Genomic DNA, 23,892 nt, shown 5'->3' with positions numbered 1-23,892 from the left:
ACTAGTGGCCGTTTCGGTCTACGGCACCGCCGGTCCGGTGTACCCGCACGGGCAGCGAGGCCCAGCCACGCAGCGTGTTGTTGAGGTGACGGCGCGGCGGGCCGGCGAGCTCGAGGCGCGCCACCCGTGCCGCCAGCGCCGTGACCAGCGCTTCCGCCTCCAGCCGGGCCACGTGCTGGCCCACGCACTGGTGCAGGCCCATGCCGAAGCCGACGTGCCCGGAGGGGTCGCGCGACAGGTCGAAGGCGTCCGGCCCGGTCCACCGCCGCGGGTCCCGGTTCGCGGCGCCGAGGAACATCAGGATCTTGTCGCCGGCGGGGATCGGCACGCCCCCGACCTCCAGGTCTCGGGTGGCGGTGCGGAAGAACGTCTGCACCGGGGACTCCCACCGCACCGCCTCGTCGAACGCCACGCGGGCCAGCGACGGCTGCTCCCGCAACCGCCGCCACTGCTCCGGATGGGTGGCGAACGCGTACAGCAGCGCGGCGATCCCGTGCACCGTGGTGTCGACCCCGGCCGTCAGCAGCGAGCGGACGACGAGCGGCGCCTGCTCGGAGGTGATGTCGCCGTGGTCGGCCGCGGCCCAGATGCGGGCGCCGAAGCCGTCCGGTGAAAGCGCTTCCCTGGCGCACTGCGCGTTGACCCACGCCGACAGCTCCGCCACGCGCGGCTCCCCCTTCGCGACGAATTCGTTGTGCGGGCCGAACGCGTTGAACGCGTGGTCCCCGTAGGGCAGCAGGTGCTCGCGGCCCTCCTTCCCGATGCCGACGGCGTCGGGGAACACCCGCAGCGGGAACGCCTGCGCGAGCGCGGGCACGGCGTCGAACTCGTCCTCGGCCAGCACGTCGTCGACGAGGCGCTCGGCGTCGGCGAACCACGCGTCACGCAGCTTCCGCAGCGCACGCGGGCCGAGGATCTTCGACAGCACCGCGCGGGGCGCGTCGTGGTGCGGCGGGTCGGCTTCGAGCAGCAGGCTCGGCGGGCGCCACGGCTTCTCCACGCGGAAGTTCGCCAGCCCCACCCCGGCGCCGGACTCGAAGCCCTGCCAGTCGGTGAGCGCGGCGTGCACCTCGGCGTAGCGGGCCAGCGCGTGGACGCCGTAGCGCTCCAGGTACGTCACCGCCCCCGCCTCGCGCAGCTTTTCGTGCAGCGGCAAGGGGTTTTCGAGCACCTCGGGACTGAACGGGTCGAGCATGGCTGGCTCCTTCACAGGTCGAGCACGAGGCGGTCGGTGAGGGCGCGGGAGACGCACGGGAACAGGCAGTCCCCGGCGGCCCGCTCGGCGTCGTCGAGGATCGAGTCGCGGTGGTCCGGCACGCCGTCGAGCACCGCGGTCTCACACGTGCCGCACACCCCTTGGCGGCACGAGGACAGCACCGCCGCCCCCGCCGCGGTGACGGCTTCGAGCACCGACTGTCCCGGCGCGACGGTGACCGTGCGGCCGGTCCTCGCCAGCGTCACCTCGAACGGCTCGCCGCGGGTGCCGGATTCGCGCAGCACGAAGCGTTCCGTGCGCAGCCGCCCGGCGGGCCACCCGGCGCACCGCGCTTCGACCGCGGCGAGCAGGGGCTCCGGGCCGCAGCAGTAGACCTTCGTGTCGGGAGTGGTGTCGAGCCACGTGTCCAGGTCGAGCAGCCCGTACTCGTCCTGCGGGCACACGGTGACGCGCTCGCCGTAACGCGCCAGTTCGTCCAGGAACGCCATGGACCGCCGCGCGCGGCCGCCGTAGAGCAGCCGCCAGTCCGCACCGATCAGCTCGGCCTGGTACAGCATCGGCAGCAACGGCGTGATCCCGATACCGCCCGCGACGAACAGGTACCGCCGCGACGGCACGAGCGGGAAGTTGTTGCGCGGCCCGCCGATTCCCACAGTGTCGCCGACAGCCAGCCGGTCGTGCACGTACGCCGAGCCGCCCCGGCTCTCGGGTTCCCGCAGCACGCCGATCCGGTACGTCGACGGGTCCCACCGGTCACCGCACAGCGAGTACTGGCGCACCAGCCCGCCCGGCAGGACCAGGTCCACGTGCGCGCCCGGGGTCCAGTCCGGCAGCCTGCGTCCCTGCGGGTCGGCCAGCGTCAGCGCCACGACCCCTTCGGCCACGGGCGTCTTGGCGACCACCCGTACCTCGACCATCGTCATCGATGCTCCTCGCGGAAGACGGAATGGCCCGAGGATGACGAGTGCGTGCGGGGCGCCTACACCCGATTCTCACTGAGTGAGAGAGCGGGCGATGCCGAGCGCCGTGGCCCGCAGCGCCGGGATCGTGGCGCGCGCGTTGTCGTCGTTGGGCACCACGACCCCGAGCGCGGCCACGACGGCACCGCCCGGTCCCCGCACCGGCACGGCGACGCCGGTCGCCCGTTCGTCGATGTAGCCGGGGCAGAGGGCGTACCCGTCGCGGCGGATGTCGGCGAGCCGGGCCCGCAGCACCTTGGGGTCCGTCACGGTGAACCGGGTGTACGCGGGCAGCGGCCCGCTGAGCACCCGCTCCTGCAGTTCGGCGGGCGCGTGCGCGAGCAGGACTTCGCCGGAGGACGACGCGTGCAGCGGCAACCGCCCGGCGATGCGCGTCAGGTTGATCACCGCGTGCCGCGCGGACAGCCGTTCGAGGAACAGCACCTCGTCGCCGTCGAGCACGGCGAGCTGGGTGTGGTGGCGGACGACGGCGTGCAAGTCCTCCAGGTACGGCATCGCGGCCTCGCGCAGCGGCAACGTCGGCGACGCGCGGGAGGCCAGCTCCCACAGCCGCACGCCGATGCGCACCTTGCGGTCGGCGTCGCGTTGCAGCCAGCCGTAGCCCACGAGCCGCTCCACCAGCCGCGAGGCCGTCGCCACGTGCAGGTCCGCCCTGCGTGCCAGCTCGGACACGCCCAGCGCGGGCGTGTCCGGCCCGAACACCTCGATGATCCGCACGATCCGCCCGAGCACCGACTCCTTCGTCACCCCACCAGTGTGGGCCTTGTCAGCCCGGTACCACCCGAGAATGATCGTTCCATGGACGTGGTCGAGTTCAAGCCGGAACGCGAGCAGTACGCCTGGACCTTCGGCGGGGTCGAGCCGGTCATGCGGGTCGCGCCCGGCACCGCGCTGCGGCTGTGGACCGAGGACGCGTTCAGCGGCAGGCTCACCAGCCCGCACGACCTGCCGAGCGAGCACCTCGACATGAGCGAGGTGAACCCGCAGACCGGCCCGTTCTACGTCGAAGGTGCCCAGCCTGGCGACACGCTGGCGCTGCACTTCGTCGACCTGGAGCCGGCCCGCGACTGGGGCGCTTCGGCGACCATCCCGTTCTTCGGCGCGCTCACCGGCACCGACCGCACGGCGCTGCTGCACGACCCCCTGCCCGAGCGGACGTGGATCTACCAGCTCGACCGCGACCGCGACGTCGTGGTGTTCGAGGCGCTGCGGGGCGAGTTCCGGGTGGACCTGCCGGTCGCACCGATGCTGGGCACCGTCGGCGTCGCCCCGACCGGGCGCGAGGTCCGCACGTCGATCGTGCCGGACATGTTCGGCGGCAACATGGACACGCCCGAGATGCGTGCGGGCGCGACGTGTTTCCTCGGCGTGAACGTGGAAGGCGCGTTGTTCTCCGTCGGCGACGGGCACTACCGGCAGGGCGAGGGCGAGTCGTGCGGGACGGCCGTCGAGGGCGCGATGAACGTGACCCTGATCGTCGAGCTGATCAAGGGCGGGGCCCCGGCGTGGCCCCGCATCGAGCAGGACTCGCACTACGTCGTGGTCGGCTCGTCCCGCCCGCTGGAGGACGCGTGGCGCGCGAGCCAGGTCGGGATGATCGACTGGCTGCACGAGCTGTACGGCCTCGACCGGCTCGACGCCTACCAGCTGCTGACGCAGGTCAGCGAGTCCCCGCTGGCGAACGTGGTGGACGCGAACTACAGCGCGGTCACCAAGGTAGCCAAGCGGTTCCTGCCGCCGGGCGAGGCGTTCGGCGGGATGCACCGGTACCTCCGTGAACAGGCCGCGGCGTTGTAAGGAGACACATGGACCTCCGACTGGCGGGCCTGAAGGCCCTCGTGACGGGCGGCACCAAGGGGATCGGCCGGGCGATCGTCGGCCAGCTGGCGGACGAGGGCGCGGCGGTGGCGTTCTGCGCGCGGACCGAGTCGGAGGTGGAGGTCACGGTCGGCGAGCTGACCGCCGCCGGGGCCACGGTGCTCGGCGGGGCGCTGGACGTCGCCGACGGCCCGTCGCTCGCCGCGTGGGTCGCCGACGCGGCGGCGTCGCTGGGCGGGCTCGACGTCGTGGTGACCAACGTCAGCGCGCTGGCCATCGGTCCCGGCGAGGAGAACTGGCGGGCGAGCTTCGACGTCGACCTGATGCACACCGTCCGGACCGTGGAAGCCGCGATGCCGTTCCTGGAGCGGAGCACCGCACCGTCCATTGTGGTCGTTTCGAGCGTGTCGGCGCGGGAGATCGACTTCGCCGCCGCGGCCTACGGCACGATGAAGGCCGCGCTGGTGCACTACGCACAGGCGAAGGCGTACGAGCTGGCGGGCAAGGGAATCCGCGTCAACAGCGTCTGCCCCGGCAACACGTTCTTCGAGGGCGGCGTGTGGGAACGGATCCAGCACGGCGACCCGAAACTGTACGGCGAGGCACTGGGCCTCAACCCCACCGGCCGGATGGCCACTCCCGAGGAGGTTGCCTACGCCGTGACGATGCTCGCCAGCCCGCGCGCGTCGTTCATCACGGGCACGAACCTCGTGGTCGACGGGGCGCTCACCCGGGGAGTGCAGCTGTAGCCGCCTGGTCGTCGTCGCGGACGGTCAGGTGCGCGAAGTCCTGTCCCACCACGGCGTTCACCGGGCTGACCACGAACACCTTGTACGCGGTGGCGGCGTTCGCCTCGGCGACGGTGTTCCCCACGACCGGGATGGTGACCGGCACGCTGAGCCGTCCCGGCGGGACCACCACCTGCCGCGCGGAGTTGACGACCTGCGTGCCCGTGCCCGCCAGCGCCTGCACCGACACGGTCACCGGTTCCCGGCTGCGTTCCGACAGGCTCACGGTCATCGTCGCCGAACCCGCGCCTTCGTCCACTGTGGAGTCACTGATCGTCACCTGCGGCAGCCGGCTCGGGCCGCCCTGCCCCGGGGCGAAGTTCTGGAACGCCACGTCCGACAGGAACACCCCACCGGACGGGCTGGCGGTCGAGATCACGATCTTCCGGAGGTCGCGCGTGTTGACGTGCTTCAGCTGGGCGAGCGGCCACCGCACCGTCCGCAGCCAGGTCTTCGGCAGCAGCGTGCCCGAACCCGGCAGCGGGGTCAGGGCGTCGCCGAGGCTCGACAGCGTCGCGGATTGAGACCGTCCCGCCCCGTCGACCACGGTGAGCGTCAGGTCGGCTGGCGCGTTCGCGTCGTCCAGCGCCGCCCGCACGGTCAGCGCGTCGTAACCGGCCATTGTGGACCGTGGCACGGCGATGCTCATCGACGACGGCGTGGTCCACGACAGGTGGAGCAGCGGCGTCGCCGTCACGTTCGGCCCGTAGTTGGCCGGGGTGAACGACGGGAACCGCGCCGTGGCCGTGGACGCGGTGCACGACGGCAGCCCGCTCTGCGGCGACCGCCCCGCCATGCTCGCGCAGTACTGGCCGAACGGCGCGCTCACGTTCGCCGCGGGCCCCTGCAACGGGGCGACGTCCAGCCGCCGCGGCGCCTGCGTCTCCTGCAGCACGGTCGCGGCGCCGACCTTCGCGGTACCGCCGTCGAACAGCGGGGAGAACGCCGCCTCGTGCCCCATCACGAGGCGGAAGAAGCCCGCGATGTAGTCGACGCCCACCTGGTACTGCTCGGCGGCGGACAGCCGTGTGGTGGCCGGCGCGTTCATCCCGCACGTCGGGTCGTCCTGGTTGCCCCAGTCGTCGTTCGCGGGCGCGACCGCGACGCCCGGCGTCCACTCGGTGTTGAAGAAGTTGTGGTCGGCGCCCATCACCATGACGGACGCGCGGAACACCCCGTCGCCGGGGTCGGCGTAGCGGCTGTCGTCGTAGAAGTGCTGCCCCTGCTGGTTCGACACGTCGCCGTCGCAGTACGGCAGCACCACCGCCATCGGCACGTCCGGCAGCGTCTCGCGGCCGAAGTCGATCGGCGCCAGCGGCAGCACGGCACGCACGCCGTACGGGTGCGGACGGGCCGCGTTGAGCAGCGCCGCCTTGACCACGCCCTCACCGCCCCGCGAATGCCCCATCAGCCCCACATCGGACAGGTCGAGCTTGCCCCGCAACAGCGGGCTCATTCCCTTGGCACGCCCGGAGTCCGCCTGCGCGAGCAGGTCGAGGTGATCGAGCACGAGCTGTCCGCGCGCGGTGGTCCCGGCGTCCTCGCTGTACGGGTTGTCCTGCGCGTTGACACCGTCGGCGCTGATCGACACGACGACGTACCCGTGGCTCGCGAGCACCTGCGCCGACTGGTCGTAACCGCGGTAGCTCGGGATCGGCTGGAACCCTTCCACACAGGGCCAGTGCGTGTTGTCCGTGGCCCGCGTCGCCGGGTTGTAGCAGGCGGAATGGCGGCCGTGCAGGAACAGCACGACCGGCCGCGGACCCGGTGCGGAGGGCACCCACACCGCCGCGCGTTCCTCGACGACCCGGTTACCGAGCCCGGGCAGCGTCAGCGCGCTGTCCCCGAAGTCGTAGTCCGCGCGGCTCACGGCGTACCGGCCGGGCGCGGACGGATCGGCGGGCACCGGGTTGCCCGGCCGCGGTTTCGTCCCGTGCGCCGGGCCGCTCCGCTCGGTGCCCGCGACCTGACCGTTCCACGCGAGCTGCACCGACGACGGGTGTGCCGCCGCCGGGTCCTCCGTGACGACGGTGAGGGTGCGGCCGTCCGGGGACTGCCGTGCGACGCCGACGGAGTTGCCGTCCACGGCCAGTTCCGGCAACGCGTCGCGCGCCTCCAGCTGGTCCGGCAACCGCAGGGTCACCTGGTAGCCACCGGCCACCGGCGTGACCGACCACGGCTGTGCGGCCTGCGCCGGCGCGAGCCCGGCACCGGCCAGCAGTACGGGCAGCAGCAAACCGGGCAGCAGCGTTCGGCGCATGAGCACTCCTGACGGGGAAAGACGGGGCCCGCGATCGCGGGCCGCAAGATCACCCTAAGCAAACCGTTGCCACGAAACAAGTTTCGGCCGAATGGCCTAATGGCCATCCGTCCGATGTGGAAATCTGTTCGTAAGGCGGCGAAACTCCCCCGTAACGAACGGCACCTAGCGTTCCGCCTCGGCCCACTCCGGTGAGAAATGAGGCGCTGCAGTGAATTCCGCGAAACTGTCCCGGCGCAGGGTGCTCGGCACCGCGGTCGCCGGCACCGCACTGACACTGGCACCCGGCACCGCGGCGGCGGACCCGGCAGCACTGCTGCCCACCCCCGGGCAGCTCCCGCACCGGCCCCGGCTCGTGGACTACGAGATCCTCGAACTGGCCACGATGCTGCGCACCGGCCGCACGTCGAGCGTGGAACTGACGCGCGCCTACCTGGACCGCATCGCGAAGCTCAACGGCCCGTTCGAGGTCTACGGCAACAACGGCCTGTACAACGCCTTCGTGCGCATCGACACCGAGGGCGCGCTCGCCGCCGCGAGAGCCGCCGACCAGCGCATCGCCGGTTTCCGCAGGCACGGCGGCGCACTTTCCCCGCTGTGCGGGATTCCCATGGGTATCAAGGACTCCATCGGCATCAAGGGCCTGGCCGCACAGGACGGCAGTACCGCGTTCGCCGGCAACAAGGCGCTCCAGGACGCCACGGCCGTCGCGCGGTTGCGTGCCGCGGGTGTGGTGTTGCTGGGCGCCACGATCTGCTCGGCCTTCTCCGGCTCGATCACGGGGACGTTCGCGGGCAACGCGTGGAACCCCGACTACGTCCCCGGCGGTTCCAGCCAGGGTTCCGGGGTGGCCCCCGTCGCACGGCTCGCGGCGGCGTGCCTCGGGGAGGAGACGGGCGGCAGCATCATGTGCCCGTCGGCGGCGAACGGTGCCAGCGGCATCAAGCCGTCGCTGGGCACGGTGTCCGTCGCCGGGCTCATGCCGCTGTCCCCCGGCTACGACGTGCTCGGCCCGATCTCACGCTCGGCGCGGGACTCCGCGGTGATCCTGAGCACCATCCTCGGGCCGGACGGTGTGAACGACCCGCAGACCCTCTCGGCCCCGATCCCGTTCCCCGCCATCCCCACCGCCCCGCGCCTCGCACGCAGGCCGTTGCAGGGCCTGACGATCGGGATCCCGCAGACGGACTGGATGAACGTCGGCGGGAGCATCAAGGTGGGGGTGTCCCCGCAGGCCACCTACGGCGCGGGCCACCTGCAGGTGTTCCAGCGCCTGGTGTCGCAGCTGGAGGGCCTGGGCGCCCGCGTGATCCAGTTCCGCGGCCTGGACATGACCGACCCCGCCCAGAACCCGTACTACTCCTCGGCCGACGTACTGGCCACTGTGGACGGTTCTCCGGTGTCGCCGTCCGCGGCGGTGGTCAACGCCAACCGGTACGAAGTCCGTTACGTCGCCGCGATCGCCGAGTTCTGCGCGAGCGGGATCCCGCCCGAGGCGGTCGCCACGCTGACGAACCAGTACGGCCGCCGCGCCCCCGGCGAGTCGGCGCCCAGTTTCGCCAGCGCCGACCGGTTCAACGGCGGCATCCCCGCTTCCGCGCGGTACGAGGGCGAGCGACGACGGCGGACCCTGATCGCCAACTACACCAAGGCACTGCGTGACGCGGGCGTGGATTTCATGCTCGTGCTGACCCTCGGCGACGTGATCGGCAAACGCTCCGGTGGCACGGGCTTCCCCGTGTTCCGCGCGTACTACCAGGTGCCCAACGCGCTCGGCTGGCCGATGGTCAGCTTCCCCGCCGGCTACGTCCAGGGCCTGCCCGTCTCGGCGCAGTTCTGGGGGCCGCGGTTCTCCGAACCGGAGATCGTCCAGGCGATGATCGACTACCAGTCCCGTTTCCCCGAGTACCACTCGGCCGCTCCCGCCGACCCGGAGCCCGCAGCCGCGAAGATCGCCCCGATGGCGGTGCCGGACGAGGGGCCGTCGAACGACCCGGTGCTCGGTGAGCAGGCCGTGCGGGAGGCGTTGACCCGATGAGCGTCGAAGAACCGGCCCGTTTCCTCACCGTCGGCTTCGGCACCCCCGTCGCGATCGGCTTCCTGCCGCAGGCCCCGACCGGCGAGGAGGGCGAGCTGCTGACCGTGGGGTGGGGCGCGAAGCTCGGCACGTCGTTCCTGCCGTACGACCCCGAGGACGAAGAGGTCGGCCCGGCCTGAGCGGGTCACAGCAACGCGCGCAGCCTCGTCAGCGCGCGGTGCTGCGCCACCCGCACCTGCCCGGTCGTCAGCCCCAGCACGAGTGCCGTGTCGGTCGCCGACAGCCCGGTCGCGACGCGCAGCAGCATGATGTCGCGGTCCAGCGGCGGCAACACCGGCAGCAGGCCCACCAGGTCGTCGGCCACATCGGGCTTCCCGCCCGGCGCGAGGTCGTCGACCGTGCGCACGAGCACGCGGTAGAGCAGCCGCAGGAAGGGCCCGCCGGTGTAGCCGGGCACCGCGGTCAGCACCGCGCGCCCGGCTTCCGCGGCCACCTCGTCGGCGAGCCGGTACGAATCGCCGCGCCGTCCCAGCCGCGCGCGGCAGTACCGCACGAGCAGGGGCCCGACCGCCGCGAGCAGCTCACCGACGCGCTCGGGCTCCCCCGTCGCCGCCCCGCGGGCCAGCCGGTCCAGCACCGGCCCACGGGGCATCGACGGCGGTACCTGCTGACCCGTCGCCTGCCCGTCCACGCTCAGGCGTCGGCCAGCGCGATCACGCTGAACAACGCGCCCTGCGAATCGGTGAGCACGGTGAAGCGGCCGACCGGGACCTCGGTCGGCGGCACCACGATCCGCCCGCCGAGCTCGCTCACGCGCGCCACGGCGTCGTCGGCGTCCGGAACGGCGAAGTAGACCATCCAGTGGTCGGGGACGTCGGCGGGCCAGCGCTCGTCCATCACCATCATCCCGGCGACCCTGGCCTCGCCGAGCCGCCACACGTCGTAGTCCGGCTGCGCCTCCCGCCGCCAGCCGAACACGGACTGGTAGAAGGCGATCTCGGCGTCCCGGTGCCGGGTGGTCAGCTCGTTCCAGCACAACGCGCCCGGCTCGTTCACCAGCTCCGCCCCGGCGAACCCCCGCGGCTGCCACACACCGAACGCGGCACCGGCCGCGTCGGCGAACAGCGCCATCCGCCCCGTCGAGGGGATGTCCATGGGCTCGACGAGCGCCTGGCCGCCCGCCGCCGTCACCGCCTTGACCGCGATGTCCGCGTCGGCCACCGACACGTAGGTGGTCCAGTTCGGCGGCACCTCCGGCGCCGGGACCGGCCCCAGTCCCGCGACCGGCCGCCCCCGCAGCTCACACATCCGGTAGCCGCCGAACTCGGCGCCCTGGTCCACCGCCGTCCACCCGAACAGCTCCCCGTAGAACCGCGCCGCCCCTTCGACGTCGGTCGTGCCCAGATCCACCCAGCACGGCGTGCCCGGTTCGTAGTCCGTCCGCTCCACGCTGCAGCACCTCTTCCGACTCCGCATGCCCTCCTCCCCGAGAATCTCCTCCCCGGCCGCCTCCCGGTTAGGGCCGAAAGCCCTCTCCTGGGACCCGAAAGTTCCACAGTGGACTGACCGGGTGGCCCGGAAGCGTGGCACGACAGCGGGAAGTAACACCAAGTTCGTCCATCCGGTGACTTGCCGCTGACGGCGCCGAGTTCCTACCCTCTACCGAGGGTGATGGACATGACACGTGAAGTGATGCTCGATCTGCTGCCCGCGCTGCTGCGGCGCGCGGTCCGGGTGGTGCCCGCGGAGGAGGACGAGGACTCCGGTGCCCCGCGGCACGCCGGGCTGGCCAGGCTGGCCGAGAACGGCCTGCTGCACCGGCTCGCGCCGGGGTACTACGCGCTCGTGCCGACCGATCGGATCGGCCAGGACTGGCAGCCCGACCTCGAATCGGCGGCGTGGGGCATCGCCGCGGCCGACGACGGCCCGCGCTCCGTGGCGCTGATGGGCCTGTCCGCCGCCCGTGCGCACGGCGCGCTGGCGGACTCCCCCGGTGCCGCCGTCATCGCCACCACCCGCAACCGGCCGACGCTGCGCTTCACCGACCGCGACGCCACCGTGTCCTTCGTCCGCCGCGACCCGCGCCGCCTCAAGATCGAACGGCACACGAGCACACTGGGCAACGGCTGGGTCACCACCGTCGAACAGACCCTGCTCGACCTGGCCGCGTACCCGCAGCTGGGCGGCAGGCCCGACCTGGCCGACCAGGCGGTCACCGGGCTGATCGACAAGGCCGACCCGCACGTGCTCTACAGCCTCGCGAGCGCCCAGCGCAGGCTCGGCGCGCTCGACAGGATCCTGCTCCAGGTGTGACCACACCCCGCCCGCCGCGATCTACAGTGGCAGGGTGGTGAGGATCAGCAGCGGGGAACTGCGGGGCACGACCGGCGAGTCGGGGCTGCACGTGTTCCGCGGAGTGCCGTACGCGCGGGCGGACCGCTTCGCGCCGCCGGAACCCGTCGAGCCGTGGGCCGGTGTCCGGGACGCAACCCGGCACGGGCCGATCAGCCCGCAACCACCGGTCCGGCCCGAGTCCGTCATGGGCGTGCCGGAAGAGCACGAGCAGAGCGAGGACTGCCTCAACCTCACCGTCGTCACCCCGGGTACCGACGACCGGAAGCGGCCCGTGCTGGTCTGGCTGCACGGCGGCGCGTACGTCACCGGCGCCTCGTCCTTCGCCTGCTACGACGGGCAACGGCTCGCCGCCGAGGGCGACGTGGTGGTCGTCGGGGTGAACTATCGACTGGGCGCGCTGGGCTACCTGAAACTCGACGGGGTCTCCCCTGGCAACCTCGGGCTGCTGGACCAGCTGGCGGCGTTGCGCTGGGTGCGTGACAACATCGCGCACTTCGGCGGCGATCCCGAGCAGGTCACGGTGTTCGGGCAGTCCGCGGGCGCGCACTCGATCGCCTGCCTGCTCGCCGCCCCGGCCGCCGACGGGTTGTTCCGCAGGGCCGTCCTGCAGAGCGCGCCGATGGCGCTCAAACCGCTGACCCCGGCGGGCGCGGCCCGCGTCGGGCGCTACTTCACCGCCGCGCTGGGCACCGATCCCCGCACCGCGAGCGTGGCGGAGATCCTCCAGGCGCAGCAACGGGTCATCGTGCGCGCCGCTGGTCCCGGCGGGCTGTACTCCGTGCCGCCGTTCCGCCCCGCCGCGGCGGCCGACCCGCTGCCCCCGGCCGCGTCGATGGTGCGCCGGGCCCGTGAGGTCGACGTCATCATCGGTACCACCAGCGCCGAGATGAACACCTTCCTCAACGGCAAACTGGGGATCACGCAGCTCGAAGCGCTCCCGTTCGTCGGGCGCCGGGGCGTGGCCGCGGCGAAGGCGGGGATCACGCGCTGGATGTTCGACGCCCCTTCGCGCCGCCTCGCCGACGCGCTGGCCGCGGCGGGCGGCCGCGTGTTCACCTACCGGTTCGACTGGCACGCCCCGGCGTCCACCTACGGCGCATGCCACTGCATCGAACTGCCGTTCCTGTTGGGGGACCGGGAATCCTGGGCCGCGGCGCCCATGCTCGCCGGCACGGAATGGGACGAAATGGCGCAACTGGGGCGGAAACTCCGCTCCGCGTGGCTGGAGTTCGCGAAGACGGGCGAGCCTTTGCCGGAGTGGCAACGGCATTCGCCCGGTGCGGCACCGGGGATGAGGTGGGTGGAAATTGGTCCGGACCTGCGGGCTCGCCGCACCCCGGTCGCCGGAGTAGGGTGAGGCGGGTCCTGTCCCCCACCGCACAGGGGCGTGCCCCATGGGATCTTCCGTCCGCTGGCTCCAGGTCGTGCTCGCGATCGTGCTGGGCGGCGCGTTCGCCGCGGCGGGCACCTCGCACGCGCAGGGGCTGACGCCGCGCCAGCAGGCGGGGCAGCGGGTGGTCTACTCCTACGCGGGGCTCACGCCGCCGCAGTCCCTGCTGGACCGGATCCGGGCCGGTGAGGCCGCCGGGGTGATCTTCTTCGGCGAGAACGTCCAGAGCACCCAGCAGATCGCCGCGGTCGTCAAGCAGCTCCAGGACGCCAACGCGCAGAGCCCGGTCAAGGCCCCGCTGCTGCTGATGACCGACCAGGAGGGCGGCCAGGTACGGCGCCTGCCCGGCGAGCCGGCGCTGTCGGAGAAGCAGATCGGGCAGTCGGCGGATCCGGTGGCGGCCGCGACGCAGGCGGGCACCGGCGCGGCCCGCACGCTCGCGGGCGTCGGCATGAACGTCAACCTCGCCCCGGTGCTCGACGTGTACCGCACCGAGGGCGACTTCCTGGACCACTACGGCCGTTCGTACAGCAAGGACCCCGCCGTGGTGGGCAACCTGGGCAAGGCGTTCATCACGGCGCAGCAACAGGCTCGCGTCGCCGCGACGGCCAAGCACTTCCCCGGCCTCGGCGCGGCGGCCCGCGACCAGAACACCGACACCGACCCGGTCACCCTCGACGTGCCGCTGAACACCCTGCGCACGGTGGACGAAGCCCCTTACCCGGCGGCGATTTCCGCCGGGGTCAAGCTCGTCATGGTCTCGTGGGCGACGTACCCGGCGCTCGACACCACCCACCCGGCGGGGCTGTCGGCGACGGTCGTCCGGCAGGAACTGCGGCAGCGCCTCGGTTTCACCGGCGTCACGGTCACCGACGCGCTGGAAGCGGGCTCGCTGCGGGCTTTCGGCGACACGGGTCAGCGCGCGGTGGCCGCCGCGGCCGCCGGGATGGACCTCATCCTGTGCTCCGCGCGCGACACCACGCAGGGCGACCAGGCGGCGGACGCACTCGCCGCCGCCGTCCAGTCCGGCCGGCTCGACCCGGCCGATTTCACCGCGGCCGCCGATCGCGTCACCGCACTCCGCACGAGCCTCTGACGGCTACTCGCCCTCCGCCGGCACCGCCGCAGCCCGCAAGCCACGCGGTCGGCTACTCGCCGCGCTCCTGCTGCTCGGCGAGGAACCGCTCGAACTCCGCCCCCAGCTCCTCCGCGGTCGGCATCTCGACCTCGTCGGCCAGCAGGTTCTTCCGGTCCATCGCCTCGACGAACGTGTCGTACTGCTGCTCCAGCGCCCGCACGACCTCGGCGACCTCCGCGGACTCGGCCACCTGGCGCTCGATCTCGGCGTCGGTGCGGCGCGCGGACTCCACGAGCGCCTCGTCCGGGATCGACAGCCCCGTGATCCGCGAGATCGAGCCGAGCAGCGTCACCCCGGCCGCCGGGTACCGCGACTGCGCCAGGTAGTGCGGCACGTGGGCGGCGAAACCCACCGCGTCGCGCCCGCTCTCCCCCAGCCGGAACTCCGTGAGACCGGCGGCGCTGCCCGGCACCTGCAGCCGGTTGAGCACCTGCTGGTACTCCCCGATCAGCTCCACACGCGTCGCGTGCGCGGTCACCCCGAGCGGCCGCGTGTGCGGGGCTCCCATCGGGATGCCCTGGTACGACACGACCATCCGCAGGTTCCACCGGTCCACGAGACTGCGCACCGCCGCGGCGTAGCGCTCCCACTCGTGGTCCGGCTCCGGGCCGGTCAGCAGCAGGAACGGCGTGCCGGCCTCGTCGTGGAACAGCTTCACCACGAGCTCCGGCGCGTCGAAGCTCTCCCAGTGGTCGGCGGCGAAGGTCATCATCGGCCGCCGGGCGCGGTAGTCGAGCAGCCGGTCCACGTCGAACCTCGCGGCGACGGTGTACTCCAGGCGCGATTCGAGGTGCTCGCTGACGGTCTTGCCGGCGAGCCCGGCGTCCACGAAGCCGTCGAGCTGGTGCAGCAGCACCGCGCCCGTCAGTTCGGGAAGCTCCGAGTCCACCTCGTAGAGCTCCTCCGGATCGAACACCATAGCCTCCTGCGTCGCCTCGGGCTGTCCTACTCCAGGATGAACGTATCGGGACGGTGGATTCATCCCGCGACGGGTAGGGGCCGGGCAACCCCCCTACCGAACCAAACCGCTGGGCCGGTCGGAGGAAAACCGGCCTTGTTGGCAGGCTGTGGTGATACTTTGGGATCCTCCCTGTCACGGCAGCCGCAGCCCGCGGCCGGTCCCGGGCACGCGGAGACCGCCGCGCACTTCCGGGGGTGTCGATGAATCTGGCGAACATGGCTCGGCGGCTCCTCGTCGAAATGGCGGCGGACTCCCTCGGCGATTTCCTGCCCTCCCTGTACGAAACCGCGCGGGTGGCCGCGCTGGCGCCCGCGCTCGCCGGCCACGACGGCAGAATTCGCCACCTCCTGGCCGAGCAGCGGCCCGACGGGAGCTGGAGCGGCCCCGGCGACTACGCCGTGCTGCCGACGCTTTCGGCGACCGACGCGTTGTTCGCCGAGCTGGCCAGGACCGGTGACCCCGAGGTCGGCCACGCGGTCCACCGCGGACTGACCGCGTTGTGGCGCATGCTGTCCGGTCCCGTGTCGCTGCCGGACACGGTGGCGGTCGAGCTGCTGGTGCCGTGGCTCGTGGCCGAGCTCAACGTGCGGCTGGCCGCGCTCGACGCCAGTCCCCTGCCGGGGCTGGACGCCTGGCGCGGCGGGCGGACGCTGCCGTGCCCGTCCGGCACGTACCCGGAAGTCCTGCTGCACCTCCGGGAAGCGGTCGAACAGGGCGCGGTGCTGCCCGAAAAACTCTGGCACTCGCTGGAAATGTTCGGCGCCGCCGCGGAAGGCCTGCCGTACGTGCAAGCGGGCCGCTTCGGCGTGGGCTGCTCGCCTGCGGCCACCGCCGCGTGGTTCGGCAGCGGTGCCAGCACGGCCAACCCGCACCCCGCCGTGCGGTACCTGGAACTGGTGCAGGCCCGGCACGGGGGCCCGGTGCCGGTCGCCGCGCCGCTCGACGTGTTCGAACGCGCCTGGGTGCTCGCGACGTTCACCGACGTGGGGCTGCCCGTGACGGTCCCGCCCGAGCTCGTGGACACCTTGCGCGGCGCGCTCGGCGAGACCGGTGCGCCGGGCGGTGCGGGTCTGCCGACCGACGCCGACGACACCTCGACCGCGCTGCACGCGCTGGCGAACCTCGGGGTTCCGTCCTCTTTGGACTGCCTGTGGCACTACCGGAACGGCGACCACTTCAGCACCTTCGCCGACGAGCGCACCCCGTCCGTCACCACGAACGCGCACGTGCTGCAGGCGTTCGCCGCCCAGCCGCAACCCGATCCGCGGGTCGCGGACGCCATGCTCGGCCTCGCCGCGTGGCTGCGCGAGCGCCAGCACCCCGACGGGAGCTGGACGGACAAGTGGCACGCCTCCCCGTACTACGCCACGCTGACGTGCGTCGTCGCGCTGGACGGCTTCGGCGAAAGTCGTGAGGCGATCGGGAAAGCGGTCCAGTGGGTGGTGGAGAACCAGCATCCCAACGGATCCTGGGGCTTCTGGGACGGCACGGCGGAGGAGACGGCGTACGCGGTGCAGATCCTGTTGCGGGCCAAGCTGAACCGGCTCGACCCGGTCATGGTGCGCGCGGCGGCGCGCGGTTGCGAGTACCTGCTCGGCGTGACCGGCGCCCCGTGCCCCCCGCTGTGGCACGACAAGGACCTCTACACCCCGGCCCGCATCATCCGGGCCGAGACCATCGCCGCGCTGCACGTCGCGCTCGGCAACCCCCGCGTCGCGGCCCGCCTGTCACGGGTGCGAGCCCACGACGCGGAACGGACCGCCGGATGAACCCCATCGAGTTCCGGCTCGTGTTCCGCACGCTGCCGTTCCTCGACGCGCACGCCGACGAGCCGGACGGCGTGCTGTGCCGGCGCACGGCACCGGAACCGCAGTACCTGGTGTGGGAGCCCGGGGCGATCGGGGAGCTGTTCCGCGCCGACGGCGAGCACGGCCACCCCGGCAGCCGGTCGTTCCGGCCGCTGCTCGGCCCGCGTTCCCTGCTGTGGCAGGAGGGTGAGCGGCACGCCGCCTACCGGCGCGTGCTCGGCACCCCGCTGCGCGGGCGGCGCCTGCAGGACTACCGCGCGATGATCGGCGCCACCGTGCACGCCGCGATCGACGACCTGCCCGCGGGCCGGGTGTTCGGCCTCGCGGACTGGACGCGCGGGCTCGCGCTGCGCGTCATGGCGACGATCGTGTTCGGGCGCGCCGACGACGAGCTGCTGGACCCGTTCGCGCGGTGGATGGACCGCGCGCTGGGTTCGCGCTACCGCACGCTGGCGTACCGCTACCTCCGCGGCGGGCTCCCGCTGCCCGGCCGGGAACTGGACGAGCGGCTGGTGCGCGCGGCGAGGGAGGCGGCCGCCGCCCGACCGTCCACTTTGGCCGGACGACTGCTGGCGGCGGACGGCCCGTTCGCCGACCTCGACGACGGCGAGCTGCGGGACCAGATCGTGTCCCTGCTCTTCGCCGGCCACGAGACGACGGCGTCGACGGCGGCGTGGGCGGTGTACTGGCTGGACCGGCACGAAGCCATCCGCGCGCGCGTGCTCGCTGAGCTCGCCGCCACCACCGACGACGGGTTCAGCACCGAGCAGGTCCCGCTGCTGCAGGCGGTGGTGCAGGAGACCCTGCGGATCACCCCTCCGGTCCCGGCCGCCGGCAACCGCGTGCTGTCCCGGGAATGCCCCCACAGCGGCGGGAAACTGCAGCCCGGCACCACCGTCACGCCGAGCATCTACCTCGCGCACCACCGCGCGGAGTCCCATCCCGACCCCCACCGGTTCGACCCGGACCGGTTCCTGCACGGCCGTGTGCCCGCCGACCGGTACTTCCCGTTCGGCGGCGGCACCCGGCACTGCCTCGGCAGCCAGCTGGGGCAGCTGGAGGTCCGCATGATCCTGGCCGCCCTGTTGCGCCGCCGCGAACTCCGGTGCGTCAACCCGAGGGCCGGGGTGCCGCAGTTGCGCGGGCACGCGATGGCGCCGTCGCCCCGGCTGCGCGTGGAAGTGCTGTCGTGCCTGGACTAGGTGTGCGGCCCTCGTGGCACGACGTCGTCGTCGTGCACCGGCTGCAGTTCCCGTTGCCCGTGAACTACGTCTGCTACGCGCTGTGGGGCTGCCTGTTCGCCGGCCCCGCGCTGCTGCGCACGCCCGCCGCCCTGCTGGCGGTCGCCGCCGACCTGTTGCTCATCGTCGCGCCACTGGCGCTGAACGTCGCGGTCGACATGGCGACGGATTCACAGCACGCGGACAAGGGTTACCTCGCGGGCGCGGCGGGCCGGATCGGGCGGTCCCGTGCACTGAACTGGTCGATCGCCGAACTCGCCGTGGCGTTCGCGGCCGTGGTGGCGATCGGCGTCGGCTGGGGCCGGTGGTGGCCGTTCGGCATCGCCGTCGTGACCGTGGCCGCGCAACTGCTGTACAACGTCGAACCGGCGCGGCTCAAGCGCCGCGGGCTGGCGGGTTCGGTCGCCTTCGGTGTCGCGTCGGTGGGCCTGCCGGTCCTGCTCGGATACACCGCCGTCGCTCCGGCCGTGCCCACGACGGTATGGCTGATCGTCGCGGGGGCGTCACTGATATCGGTCGGGCGGACGGTGTGGTGGGCCCTCCCCGACTACGACGCGGATGTGGCGAGCCGCATCGCCACCCCGACCGTCCGGTACGGACCGGCCCGCACGCTGGTCGTGGCCTGCGGGTTCGTCGTCGTGGGTCTGGTGCTGCTGGGCTGGGGCCTGTGGGCGCGCTACGGCGCGTGGGCCCTGCTCGGGCTCGCCCCGCACGGGGGGTTCCTCGCGCTGCTCGTGGCGCAGCTGCCCGCGACGCTGCGGGGCCACCCGCCTCGGGCGGGTTCGCAGCTCAGGCGCACGCTCCCGGTCGCGACACTGGGCGAAGTGCTGATCGCGCTGGTCCCGCTGCTGGCGGGCTAGTCGATCCAGACCTTGCGGCCGAGGCCTGCGTACATGTGGGCCAGCTCCGGGTTGCGGCCGAGGTCCTCGTCGGGGTCGGGGTTCCACAGCAGCACCGGCACCACGCCCGGCTCGACCAGTTCGAGCCCGCCGAACATCGCCGTCAGCTCGTCGCGTTCCCGCAACGTCACGTCCGGCGGCTGCCCGAACATCCGGCTGAACATGTCGAGTCCCTTGCGCAGCTGGGAATCCTCCGCGCAGTGCGACATGCCGACGTAGCTGCCCGCGGGCAGCGCGTCGACGTAGGAGTCGACCAGGGCCGCCGGGTCGTCGCTGTCGGGGAGGTACAGCAGCGTCTCGATGACCATCAGCGCGACCGGCTCGGTGAAGTCGATCAACGCGCGGGTCGCCGGGTCGGCCAGCACCGCCTCGCGGTCGCGGATGTCGGCCTGCAGGTACGCGACCTTGTCGTTGCCTTCGAGGATCCGGCGGCCGTCGGTCACCACTCCCGGGTCGAGGTCGACGTAGACCACGCGGCACTCCGGGTCGGCCCGCTGCGCGACCTTGTGCACGTGGCGCTGGGTGGGCACGCCGGAGCCCAGGTCGATGAACTGGCGGACCCCTTTGCCCAGCAGGTACCGGACCATCCGGCCGGTCAGGTTCCGCGAGGCGCGCACCAGGTACGGGATGTGCGGTGCGCACAGCTCGATGCGCTCCGCGTAGTCCTGGTCGTCCTGGCCGTGGTCGGTGCCCTCCAGCCAGAAGTCGTTCACCCGGGCGATGCTGGGGTACGTGCCGTCGAATCCAGGTGCTTCGGTAGGCGATGCCACTGCAGGTACGCCTCCTCGAGGTCCGCCTCCACCGAACGTGACTGATGATCAGTCACGCAGGTAGGCGATTCTACTGCGAATGGACGCGGTATGGCGCGTCTGGTCTCGCGGACTTCGCTAACCCACTGATCGAGGGAAAAGGTGCTTCGGTTGATCTGCGGTCAGTAACCCTATGCGACCAGCGCTTTCACCCGTTCAGCGGAGCGCGAGCCTGCGGATGTCCTCCGGCCCCACGCGACAGCATCCTCCCGCCAGATCAGCGCCCGCCACCCGATCGGGCAGAAAACGGGAGCGTCCTGTCCACCGGCGGGCAGTCGCGTCCCAGCCTTCGCCGCTGTTCGGGTACGCGATCACGGGCTTGCCGCTGACCTCCCGCGCGAGCGGGATCGCGCGGGCGGCGTCGTCGGGGTCGCAGCAGTTCACGCCGACCGCCACGACGTCGTCCCGCCCGGCGGCCACCGCGAACGCCTCCTCGAGCGGCTGTCCGGCGCGGGTCCGGTCGCCGTCGATCGTGTAGGACAGCCAAGCCGGTACGCCGACGCCCTCGATCGCGGCCAGCAGCGCCACCGCCTCGTCCACGTCGGGGACCGTCTCCAGTGCGAGCAGATCGGGTCCGGCTTCGGCGAGCGCCTCGACCCGCGGCCGGTGGAAGGCCGTCAGCTCGGCGACGCTGAGCCCGTAGCGGCCCCGGTACTCGGCCCCGTCGGCGAGCATGGCCCCATACGGCCCAACGGAGGCCGCGATCCACCGCTGCCCGCCGCCTCGGTTCCGCGCCTCGACGTCGCTCCACCCCTGCCCGTCGCCTCGGCCCCGCGCCTCAGCCGCACTCCATTCTTGCCCGCCCACGCGGTCCCGCGCCTCCGCCGCGAGTTCCGCACTCCACCGCTGCCCACCGACCCCGCCCCGCGCCTCGACCGCGGTCCACTCCTGCCCGCCGCCTCGATCCCGCGCCTCCGCCGCACTCCACCCTTGCCCGCCCACCCGATCCCGCGCCTCAGCCGCGAGTTCCACGCTCCGCCGCAGCAGCGCCGCGGTCTGCCGCCGGGTGTATCCCCGCGCGGCGAACGCGGGGAAGCTGGCCTGGTAGCTCGCGGTGGTCGCGATCTGGGCACCGGCCCGGAAGAAGGCCTCGTGCGCGGCCACGATCGCGCCGGGGTCGTCGGCGAGCAGGCGCGCGGACCACAGCTCGTCGGAGAGGTCGTGCCCGCGTGCCTCGAGTTCGGTCGCCAGCCCACCGTCGAGGACGATCACCGGGGCGGACCCTCCCGCAGCAGGGCGAGTTCGCGGAACCAAAGGTCAGCCAGGATGTCGAGCATCTGCTCCCGGTCGTGCGCGACGCCGCGCACGAGCCAGTGGTAGCACAGCCTTTCCAGCTGCAGCACCAGCAGCGAGGCGCGCGTGAGCCCGACCTCGGCGTGCGGCCCGGTCCACGCGGCGAGGTGCGGGCTCAGCTCCCGCGCCGCGTCGAGCACCCACTGGTAATGCCGCGCGGCGACGCCGGGGTCCGCGGCCATCGCGTGGTTGACGGCCTCGACCTCGACGCCGTAGCGCAGCCAGAACCCCAGCGCGTGCTCGTCCAGCCAGGCGCGCACCGCTTCCCGCGTGGGTACGGCCAGTTCCGCCACCCGCCGGTAGATCCCGGCCGCCGCGGGGAGCGTCCGCTCGAACAGGCACGCCGCCACGTCCGCCTTGTCCCGGAAGTGGGCGTAGAACGTGGCACGGCTCCCGTTCGCCGCCGCCACGATGTCCGCCACCGTCGCCGCGTGGTACCCCAGCTCGGCGAAAACCGTGCGCGCACAGACGAGATAGCGCTCGTGCGCCTCCCGCCACTGCTGCTCCCGGAAGGCGTTGCGCGCCGGCGCCACCATCGAGCCCGAAGTCACGGTGTCCATGGTACTGCCGGAAAATCCGCCCCGCCGCCCGAATTCAGTCTCGGCACCAAAGATCTGACTTTCGGCTGATGTGCACCCGCTGCCGGGCACCCTACTGTGGAGATGTCCACTTCAGGAAAGGAATCCATCCATGTCACTCCTCCGTCGGCCAACCGCGCCAGTCTGTCCAGTGTGGACTGTTCTCTCCGGGACGATCACCGAGCGCGCATCCCTCATCTCGCTCCGTCCACCCACTGTCCGCGAGCGGACAGGCAAGCGCTTTCCCGCACCAGGTTCCGTCAGCGGCCCCGACCCTCCGGGAGGTCGGAAAGGCGCGCGCACGGGTAAACCCCGGCCACAACCCACCTGACCCGCCAGCAGCACGGCGCGGCCCCGTGACACCCCACCCCCAAGGCACCAGAAAGGCCTCAAGGCACAGGAAATCTCACCCACACCCAGCCCCACCCCGTGAGCCACCACCTGCCGCCCGCGAGCACCCCGGCAACCACCCGAGAGGGGACCCCAACCCCGCCAACCCCAACCCGAACGACCCGGGAAACCCCGCCAACTCCAGCCCGAACGACCCGGGAAACCCGCCACTCCCAACCCCCAGCTGCAGCCCGAACCACCGACAATCCGAGCAACCACCGAGAAAGGACCCGACCCTACCCGCCCCAGCCTGAACGAGCCGAAAACCCCAGCAACCGCTGAGAAAGGACCCGACTCCACCCACCTCAGCCTCAGCCGCAGTCGCAGCCGAACAACCCGCCCCCCAGCGACCACCGAAAAGGACCCGCCGGACCCAACCCAACCCACTTCAGCCACAGCCCGAACAGCCCCAACAGCCCGAAAGGAACCCCAACCACGAACGGATCCCCGATGAACATCCAGCCACCCCAGGAAACGGCCGCGGGCGCCGTCCCGGCGCTTCCCCGCCGCCGCGCCACCTCCGCCCGGAACGGCGGTGCGCCGGCTCCACCGGAACGGCGACCTGCGCCGGAGACCGCCCCTGCTCGGCCTCCGCGTCACCAGGCCACACGCGACCGCGCCGACCCGCCCGTTCGCGCCGGCCACCGCGGCCGGTCACGCGGCACTGGAGCGGCACCCGGCGCCGGGTATCGGCCCGGGACAAAGGAGTCAGCCCGGCGACGAGTGCCTCCCTCTAGGCTGAACGATGGAATTCGTCACGCATACGAACTGCTGTTGCACTTTCGGTGTACTTACCTGGCCCTGGTCGCGTTAACCTCATCGGGTGGCCACCGGGGACGACAGCCAGGTCGCCGCGACCGCGCACCACTGGAGTGGGCGCGAAGCGCGGCTGCTGAGGCATGCGCTTCGCCTTTCCGTCCGCGCCTTCGCCGGGTACCTGGGCGTCGCGGCGAGAACGGTCGCGAAGTGGGAGTCCGGTGGCGCGCTGACCGTGCCCCGCCCCGACACGCAGGCCATCCTGGACACCGCGCTGGCCCGCGCCGAACCCGAGGCCCGGCGTCGTTTCGACCTGCTGCTGCAGCAGTCGGACGAGCCCGCCGCGCCCGGCGTCTCCGGCTACGACTACGAGGCCTGGGCCGACGACCTCGACCGCACAATGGCCTGCCTCGGGCGCCAGGAGTTCCCGCTCGCCCGCACCCTGCTCGACCGCTGGCTCCGGCGGTACCAGCCGAACAGCAACGACACCCGCGGCATGTACCTCTACGGCCGCTCCCTGCGACTGCTCGGCGAGGTGCAACAGGACCAGGGCGTCATCCACGGGCCCGCGTCGGCCGAGCAGACGTACCGGAAGGCGTTGCGCGTCTTCACGGAACTGAACGCGCCGCGGCGCGTCGCGCAGATCGAACTGAAGCTCGTCGTGCTCGAGGAGATGGCCGGCCGCCTCGATTCCGCCGCGCGCCACTACGAGTCGCTGACCGCCGACGAGCGACTGAGCGAGCACGACCGCACCAGGGCGCGGTTGTGGGTCGGTACGGCGCTGAGCAAACGCGGGCTCAACGAGTCCGCGACGCGGCACATCGTCCCCGCGATCCAGGAGTTCGAGACGCTCGAGGAGCCCGAGGACTGGTCGATCGCGCACCAGAAACTCGCGCTGGCCCACCGCGGCGCGGGCAACCTCACGCAGGCGAACCACGCGATCGACGTCGCGCTGACCCACCGCGTGAACGACACACCGCTGCAGAAGGTGCGTCTCGAAACGGCGCACGCGCACATCCTGCTGTCCGACCGCGCGACGGCCGGCAGCGGGTTCGCCATGCTCGACCGCTGCGCCCGCATTTCCACCCGGTTCGGTTTGCTGCACCAATTGCAGAGCATCGACGGAATCCGTCGCGCTTTCGAGCGCCAGGCGTGAAGAATCGGTATCGGGAAA

21 protein-coding genes are annotated in these 23,892 nt (G+C 72.3%); 11 read left to right on the top strand and 10 right to left on the bottom strand.

All coding sequences use genetic code 11. The annotated features are described in order from the left end of the window. Position 1: 1 nt before the first annotated feature. The 3 genes from ABFX51_RS30735 to ABFX51_RS30725 all read right to left on the bottom strand — a co-directional run bounded on the left by ABFX51_RS30735 (position 2) and on the right by ABFX51_RS30725 (position 2,943). Complete coding sequence (locus ABFX51_RS30735; RefSeq protein WP_346055742.1) at positions 2 to 1,195, bottom strand: cytochrome P450; 1,194 nt, start codon at positions 1,193 to 1,195, stop codon at positions 2 to 4. Between the two features lie 11 nt (positions 1,196 to 1,206). After that, positions 1,207 to 2,139: a PDR/VanB family oxidoreductase gene (locus ABFX51_RS30730; protein ID WP_346055741.1), complete on the bottom strand. Its 933-nt coding sequence runs from the start codon at positions 2,137 to 2,139 to the stop codon at positions 1,207 to 1,209. 69 nt (positions 2,140 to 2,208) lie between these two features. Beyond that, positions 2,209 to 2,943 (bottom strand): IclR family transcriptional regulator, encoded by a 735-nt coding sequence (locus ABFX51_RS30725; protein ID WP_091509809.1) that lies wholly within the window; start codon positions 2,941 to 2,943, stop codon positions 2,209 to 2,211. Between the two features lie 51 nt (positions 2,944 to 2,994). On the opposite strand from ABFX51_RS30725, the gene ABFX51_RS30720 reads away from it, so the two are divergent. Together ABFX51_RS30720 and ABFX51_RS30715 are read left to right on the top strand one after the other, a co-directional pair. After that, complete coding sequence (locus ABFX51_RS30720; protein ID WP_346055739.1) at positions 2,995 to 3,993, top strand: acetamidase/formamidase family protein; 999 nt, start codon at positions 2,995 to 2,997, stop codon at positions 3,991 to 3,993. Between the two features lie 8 nt (positions 3,994 to 4,001). Next, entirely contained in the window at positions 4,002 to 4,763 is a 762-nt protein-coding gene (locus ABFX51_RS30715) for an SDR family NAD(P)-dependent oxidoreductase (protein ID WP_346055738.1), read from the top strand. Here ABFX51_RS30715 and ABFX51_RS30710 read toward each other — a convergent pair. Next, complete coding sequence (locus tag ABFX51_RS30710) at positions 4,741 to 7,062, bottom strand: poly(ethylene terephthalate) hydrolase family protein (protein ID WP_346055737.1); 2,322 nt, start codon at positions 7,060 to 7,062, stop codon at positions 4,741 to 4,743. The two genes, ABFX51_RS30715 and ABFX51_RS30710, sit on opposite strands and share 23 nt — an antisense overlap. A 211-nt stretch (positions 7,063 to 7,273) precedes the next feature. On the opposite strand from ABFX51_RS30710, the gene ABFX51_RS30705 reads away from it, so the two are divergent. After that, positions 7,274 to 9,100, top strand: a complete 1,827-nt coding sequence (locus ABFX51_RS30705) for an amidase (protein WP_346055736.1) — start codon at positions 7,274 to 7,276, stop codon at positions 9,098 to 9,100. After that, complete coding sequence (locus ABFX51_RS30700) at positions 9,097 to 9,279, top strand: hypothetical protein (RefSeq protein WP_091509821.1); 183 nt, start codon at positions 9,097 to 9,099, stop codon at positions 9,277 to 9,279. The genes ABFX51_RS30705 and ABFX51_RS30700 overlap by 4 nt, the downstream gene beginning before the upstream one ends. Before the next feature lie 5 nt (positions 9,280 to 9,284). Here ABFX51_RS30700 and ABFX51_RS30695 read toward each other — a convergent pair whose 3' ends face one another. Then, positions 9,285 to 9,752: a sigma factor-like helix-turn-helix DNA-binding protein gene (locus tag ABFX51_RS30695; protein ID WP_091509897.1), complete on the bottom strand. Its 468-nt coding sequence runs from the start codon at positions 9,750 to 9,752 to the stop codon at positions 9,285 to 9,287. A gap of 41 nt (positions 9,753 to 9,793) precedes the next feature. After that, on the bottom strand, positions 9,794 to 10,549 hold the full coding sequence (locus ABFX51_RS30690) for a VOC family protein (RefSeq protein ID WP_218153505.1): 756 nt from the start codon (positions 10,547 to 10,549) through the stop codon (positions 9,794 to 9,796). A gap of 228 nt (positions 10,550 to 10,777) precedes the next feature. Between ABFX51_RS30690 and ABFX51_RS30685 the strand changes: the two genes are divergently transcribed. From ABFX51_RS30685 to ABFX51_RS30675, 3 genes are read left to right on the top strand one after another with little or no spacing between them, the layout of a single operon-like run. After that, positions 10,778 to 11,413, top strand: a complete 636-nt coding sequence (locus ABFX51_RS30685) for a type IV toxin-antitoxin system AbiEi family antitoxin domain-containing protein (RefSeq protein WP_143249901.1) — start codon at positions 10,778 to 10,780, stop codon at positions 11,411 to 11,413. 34 nt (positions 11,414 to 11,447) lie between these two features. Then, positions 11,448 to 12,812, top strand: coding sequence for a carboxylesterase/lipase family protein (locus tag ABFX51_RS30680; protein ID WP_346055735.1), 1,365 nt, complete (start codon positions 11,448 to 11,450; stop codon positions 12,810 to 12,812). Positions 12,813 to 12,849: 37 nt separating this feature from the next. Continuing rightward, positions 12,850 to 13,941: a glycoside hydrolase family 3 N-terminal domain-containing protein gene (locus ABFX51_RS30675; protein WP_346055734.1), complete on the top strand. Its 1,092-nt coding sequence runs from the start codon at positions 12,850 to 12,852 to the stop codon at positions 13,939 to 13,941. A 52-nt stretch (positions 13,942 to 13,993) separates the two neighbouring features. On the opposite strand, the gene ABFX51_RS30670 is transcribed toward ABFX51_RS30675, so the two are convergent. Beyond that, a complete protein-coding gene (locus tag ABFX51_RS30670) occupies positions 13,994 to 14,902 on the bottom strand; it encodes a proteasome assembly chaperone family protein (RefSeq protein ID WP_346055733.1) in 909 nt (302 codons plus the stop codon). A gap of 257 nt (positions 14,903 to 15,159) precedes the next feature. Between ABFX51_RS30670 and ABFX51_RS30665 the strand changes: the two genes are divergently transcribed. Genes ABFX51_RS30665 through ABFX51_RS30655 form a run of 3 tightly spaced genes read left to right on the top strand, consistent with a single transcriptional unit; the run spans position 15,160 to position 18,853 of the window. Next, complete coding sequence (locus ABFX51_RS30665) at positions 15,160 to 16,713, top strand: prenyltransferase/squalene oxidase repeat-containing protein (RefSeq protein WP_245783150.1); 1,554 nt, start codon at positions 15,160 to 15,162, stop codon at positions 16,711 to 16,713. After that, positions 16,710 to 17,954: a cytochrome P450 gene (locus ABFX51_RS30660; protein WP_346055732.1), complete on the top strand. Its 1,245-nt coding sequence runs from the start codon at positions 16,710 to 16,712 to the stop codon at positions 17,952 to 17,954. The genes ABFX51_RS30665 and ABFX51_RS30660 overlap by 4 nt, the downstream gene beginning before the upstream one ends. Then, positions 17,942 to 18,853: a UbiA prenyltransferase family protein gene (locus tag ABFX51_RS30655; protein ID WP_346055731.1), complete on the top strand. Its 912-nt coding sequence runs from the start codon at positions 17,942 to 17,944 to the stop codon at positions 18,851 to 18,853. The genes ABFX51_RS30660 and ABFX51_RS30655 overlap by 13 nt, the downstream gene beginning before the upstream one ends. Here ABFX51_RS30655 and ABFX51_RS30650 read toward each other — a convergent pair. The 3 genes from ABFX51_RS30650 to ABFX51_RS30640 form a co-directional block, all read right to left on the bottom strand. Next, positions 18,850 to 19,662: an SAM-dependent methyltransferase gene (locus ABFX51_RS30650; RefSeq protein ID WP_346055730.1), complete on the bottom strand. Its 813-nt coding sequence runs from the start codon at positions 19,660 to 19,662 to the stop codon at positions 18,850 to 18,852. The two genes, ABFX51_RS30655 and ABFX51_RS30650, sit on opposite strands and share 4 nt — an antisense overlap. Before the next feature lie 195 nt (positions 19,663 to 19,857). Beyond that, a complete protein-coding gene (gene mmuM / locus ABFX51_RS30645) occupies positions 19,858 to 20,913 on the bottom strand; it encodes a homocysteine S-methyltransferase (RefSeq protein WP_346055729.1) in 1,056 nt (351 codons plus the stop codon). Then, a complete protein-coding gene (locus tag ABFX51_RS30640; protein WP_346055728.1) occupies positions 20,910 to 21,545 on the bottom strand; it encodes a TetR/AcrR family transcriptional regulator in 636 nt (211 codons plus the stop codon). Before ABFX51_RS30640 ends, mmuM begins: the two co-directional genes overlap by 4 nt. Before the next feature lie 1,240 nt (positions 21,546 to 22,785). Between ABFX51_RS30640 and ABFX51_RS30635 the strand changes: the two genes are divergently transcribed. After that, on the top strand, positions 22,786 to 23,874 hold the full coding sequence (locus ABFX51_RS30635; RefSeq protein WP_091517257.1) for a helix-turn-helix domain-containing protein: 1,089 nt from the start codon (positions 22,786 to 22,788) through the stop codon (positions 23,872 to 23,874). The last annotated feature ends 18 nt before the right edge of the window (positions 23,875 to 23,892 follow it).

The organism is Amycolatopsis dongchuanensis, assembly GCF_039542405.1.
Classification (GTDB): domain Bacteria; phylum Actinomycetota; class Actinomycetes; order Mycobacteriales; family Pseudonocardiaceae; genus Amycolatopsis_E; species Amycolatopsis_E sacchari.
Note: the sequence above shows the minus strand (reverse complement) of the source record. Positions and strands in the feature narration are given on the sequence as shown.